We start from the raw sequence: 3,838 nt of genomic DNA, 5'->3' as shown, positions 1-3,838 counted from the left end.
GACGGGCCGGCTAGGGAGCGGCCCGGCGCTCGGCCCGGCAAACGAAGTCAGTCAGCGAGCGCCTGGTCGAAGTCGGCGATCAAGTCTTCGGCCGCTTCCAGGCCCACCGACAGCCGAACCAGACCTTCTGCGATGCCCATGGCGGCTCGCGCCGCTTGGCCCATCTCCCAGAAGATGGTCGGCGCCACCGGGATGATCAATGTGCGCGTGTCGGCCAGGCCGGTGGCCTTGAGCGGCAGGCGCAGCCGGTTCAGCACCTCGACCATGCGCTCGGGGTCGCGCAGCTCGAAGCTCATCATCCATGAGCCGCTGCCGAACCAGGCGCGGGCCTTGTCGTATTCGGGATGGGTCTCGAGCATGGGGTAGTGCACGTGCTCGATGGCCGGGTGGGCGGCCAGGTGGCGAGCCAGCGCCAGCGCCGTATCGCTGCTGCGTTGCAGGCGCAGCGTCAGCGTCTCGGCGCCGACGAGGATGCGGTGGGCGGCCTCGCTGGACAAGGTGCCGCCCATGTCGCGCAAGCCCTTCTTGCGGATCTGCTGCAGGCCCCAGCCGCGCGCGTCGCCCTGGCGGTAGGCCGGGAAGATGTTCGGGTAGGTCGACCAGTCGAAGCAGCCGGTGTCGGTCACCGCACCGCCCAGGGCCTCGCCATGGCCGGCCAGCGTCTTGGTCAGGGAGTTCATCACCAGGCCGGCACCGAAGCGGTGCGGCTGGCACAGGGCCGGCGAGGTGACGGTGTTGTCGACGACGTAGAGCAGGCCGCGCTCACGGCACAGCGTGCCAATGCCTTCGAGGTCGGGAATGCGGGTGCTGGGGTTGGCGATGGTCTCGACGAAGACCAGCCGAGTCTCGGGCCGCAGCGCAGCCTGCACCGCAGCGGCCTCGCCGGCATCGACGCGGCTGACCGCGATGCCCAGACCCTCCAGCGTCTGGAAGAGGCTGTTGGTGTTGCCGAAGACGCGGTTGCTGGTGACGAGGTGGTCGCCCGCCTTCAGCAGCGTCAGGAAGAGGGCGCTCAGGGCCGCCATGCCGGTGGCGAAGCTGACGGTGCCGATGCCGCCTTCCATCTCCGTGACAACCGCTTCGAGCGCGGCCGTCGTCGGTGTGCCCTGGCGGGCGTAGTTGAAGCTGCCTTTGCTCTTGCCCTGGAAGACGGCGATCAGGTCCTCCACCTTCTCGTAGGCGTACTGCACGGAAGGATGGATGGGTGTATGGACGCCACCGAACTGGCGGTCAGGGCCGCTGGCGTGGACGAGACGGGTGCTGAGGGCGTCGGGCATGGTTTATCGGGTCCAGATGGCAGAAGACCCGCCGTAGCGGGTCTTGCAACAAGTGATCGGCAGGCCGGCTTACTTGCTGAACGTGTAGTCGGTCTTGGCCTTCTTGATCAGGCYGTCCTGGAACTCGGCCATCTTCTGCTGCTCGATGCGCTGCTTGATCTGGGCCTTGACGTCGTCGAAGGCCGGGAAGGTSGCGGSGCGGGTGTCTTCGAGCTTGATGATGTGATAGCCGAACTGGCTCTTSACCGGYTCCTGCGTCATCTCGCCCTTTTGCAGCGCCGTCATGGCCTTGCTGAATTCGGGCACGAAGTTGTTCGGATTGGCGAAGTCCAGGTCGCCGCCGTTGGCTGCGGAGCCGGTGTCCTTGGAGTTCTTCTTGGCCAGTTCCTCGAAATTGGCGCCGCCCTTGATCTGGGCGATCAGGGCCTTGGCGTCCTCTTCCTTCTCGACCAGGATGTGGCGGGCGCGGTATTCGTTGCCGGTGTTGGCGGCCTTGAACTTGTCGTACTCGCCCTGGGCTTCGGCATCCGTAACCGGGTTCTTGGTCTTGAAGTCGTCCATCAGGCCGCGGATCAGCAGCATCTGACGGGCCAGGTCCATCTGGACCTTGTAGTCGGCGGTCTGCGGAACGCCGCGCTTCTCGGCTTCCTGCATGAAGATCTCGCGGCGCACGACCTCGTCCTTGACCTGGGCTTCCAGCTCGGGCGAACGCTGCTGCTGGCCGCTCTTGGTGACTTGCTGGATCAGCGTCTCGACGCGCGCCTTGGGCACGGGCTTGCCGTTGACGGTGGCGACGTTCTGCGCGACTGCAGCAGCCGGCAGCAGGGCCGAAATGGTGGCCGCGACGACGGCGGCGAGCGCAAACTTCTTCATGGGTGGGGGAATTTGATTCAGGCTAAAAAAATCGCGCCCGGTGCCGGGCGCGCGGTTCTTCAATCACGCACGATCTGATCAGTGTTCACCCGGGGCCCGGGCGTCGATCGCCAGCGCGTGGATGCCGCGCTGCATCAGGTCGGACAAACAATGATAAACGAGGCGGTGCCGGGCCAATCTTTGCAGTCCGGTAAAGCGATCCGACACGACAGCCACGTGAAAGTGGCCGCCCTCGCGGGCACCGGCGTGGCCGGCGTGCTGGGCGCTGTCGTCGCGGATGCTGAGTTCCAGTGGCGCCAGCTCCGCGCGCAGGCGGGCCTCTATCTCTGCGCTGATCATGGCTTGCTGTCCTCTTCCGGCGGCAGGTGCTTGCTGAGATACAGGCCTTGGGCGAGTGTGAACAGCACGATGAGGCCCGTCACGCCAAAGACCTTGAAGTTGGCCCAGGCCGACGTCGAGAAGTGGTAAGCCACATAGAGGTTGAGCACGCCCATCGCGGCGAAGAACAGCACCCAGGCGCGGTTCAGCTTGAGCCAGATCAGGTCGGGCAGGGCGAGTTCGCTGCCGAGCATGGACTGGATCAGGTTCTTGCCGAACGCTGCCTGCGAGATCCACAGCGTCAGCGCCATGGCCCAGTACAGGCCGGTGGGCTTCCACTTGATGAAGGTCTCGTTGTGGAACCAGATCGTGGCACCGCCCAGAGTCACGACCAGCACGAGGCTGATCCACAGCATCAGATCGATCTTCTTGCCGCGCAGCTTCAGGATGGCCGCCTGCGCCAGCGTGGCGATCATGACCACCAGCGTGGCCAGCAGAACCGGCGCTTCCTGGGCGCCGACAACGCCGCCGGAGACCAGGAAGCCGAAATGTTCGGTCGAGAACGCTGCCGCTGCATCGGCGTGCCCTTCAGCGCCTTTGAAGACGATGAAGAAAAGGATCAGCGGAAGAAAGTCGAGCAGCAGTTTCATGCGCCGGGATTGTCTTTCACGAAATCGATGGAGGCGGAGTTGATGCAGTAACGCTCACCCGTCGGCTCGGGACCGTCCGGGAAGACGTGTCCCAGATGCGAGCCACATTTGTTGCAGCGGACCTCGACCCGCACCATGCCGTGGCTGCTGTCGACGATGCGTTCGATGACTTCGCTGTTGACCGGGGCCCAGTAGCTCGGCCAGCCGCAGCCGGMRTCGAACTTGGYRTCGGACTCGAACAGCGGCGTGCCGCAGCCGATGCAGTTGTAGTGGCCGTCCTTGAAGTGGTCCCAGTACTTGCCGCTGAAGGCGCGCTCCGTCCCCGCATGGCGGGCGACCTGGTACTGCGTGGCATCGAGTTGCTCGCGCCATTCGGCGTCGGTCTTTTGGACGGGGTAGGTCTTGCTGGAATCGTGGCTCATGATGAAAAGGACACTTCGGGGCTTGGGGCCCGGTCAGGCGGCAGGGCCGCGTCGCCGGGAAGAGCGGGTTCGTCGAACGGGCGACTCAGAACTTTCATCAGCCGGCCAGTTTAGTGAGAGGGCCGAAGGCCTCGCTCACCCGGGTGTTTCCCCGGGGTGCAAGGGTCGCGGTTGTGACGTTCAGGTGTCGGACCCCGGGACTAGACTGGCCGGAACCTGTTCGCAGTCTCCCCATGGCGCCCGTTGCCCCGCAAAGGCAGTGGCTGCAAGACGCAAACCGCAGTCGGGCTGGTTGCCC

At 65.2% G+C, this 3,838-nt stretch carries 5 protein-coding genes; all 5 read right to left on the bottom strand.

Annotation, left to right across the window (positions count from 1 at the left end; genetic code table 11):
• Positions 1 to 47: 47 nt before the first annotated feature.
• The 5 genes from AC1DU6_RS22920 to msrB all read right to left on the bottom strand — a co-directional run bounded on the left by AC1DU6_RS22920 (position 48) and on the right by msrB (position 3,540).
• A complete protein-coding gene (locus tag AC1DU6_RS22920) occupies positions 48 to 1,277 on the bottom strand; it encodes a cystathionine gamma-synthase family protein (RefSeq protein ID WP_457392188.1) in 1,230 nt (409 codons plus the stop codon).
• Positions 1,278 to 1,346: 69 nt separating this feature from the next.
• The gene (locus AC1DU6_RS22915) at positions 1,347 to 2,150 is read right to left on the bottom strand and encodes a peptidylprolyl isomerase (RefSeq protein ID WP_477859826.1); all 804 of its coding nucleotides are present in this window, start codon (positions 2,148 to 2,150) and stop codon (positions 1,347 to 1,349) included.
• A gap of 78 nt (positions 2,151 to 2,228) precedes the next feature.
• The gene (locus tag AC1DU6_RS22910; protein ID WP_056198339.1) at positions 2,229 to 2,489 is read right to left on the bottom strand and encodes a BolA family protein; all 261 of its coding nucleotides are present in this window, start codon (positions 2,487 to 2,489) and stop codon (positions 2,229 to 2,231) included.
• Positions 2,486 to 3,118, bottom strand: coding sequence for a septation protein A (locus AC1DU6_RS22905; RefSeq protein ID WP_457349578.1), 633 nt, complete (start codon positions 3,116 to 3,118; stop codon positions 2,486 to 2,488). Before AC1DU6_RS22905 ends, AC1DU6_RS22910 begins: the two co-directional genes overlap by 4 nt.
• Positions 3,115 to 3,540, bottom strand: a complete 426-nt coding sequence (gene msrB, locus AC1DU6_RS22900; RefSeq protein ID WP_477859823.1) for a peptide-methionine (R)-S-oxide reductase MsrB — start codon at positions 3,538 to 3,540, stop codon at positions 3,115 to 3,117. Before msrB ends, AC1DU6_RS22905 begins: the two co-directional genes overlap by 4 nt.
• Positions 3,541 to 3,838: the final 298 nt, after the last annotated feature.

The organism is Roseateles sp. P5_B10, from assembly GCF_056400485.1.
This window is presented reverse-complemented; position numbering and strand designations above follow the sequence as displayed.

Bases quoted from the DNA above. Each gene is read 5' to 3' on its own strand.
- AC1DU6_RS22920 (WP_457392188.1), bottom strand. From the start codon at position 1,277: ATGCCCGACGCCCTCAGCACCCGTCTCGTCCACGCCAGCGGCCCTGAC.
- AC1DU6_RS22910 (WP_056198339.1), bottom strand. From the start codon at position 2,489: ATGATCAGCGCAGAGATAGAGGCCCGCCTGCGCGCGGAGCTGGCGCCA.
- AC1DU6_RS22905 (WP_457349578.1), bottom strand. From the start codon at position 3,118: ATGAAACTGCTGCTCGACTTTCTTCCGCTGATCCTTTTCTTCATCGTC.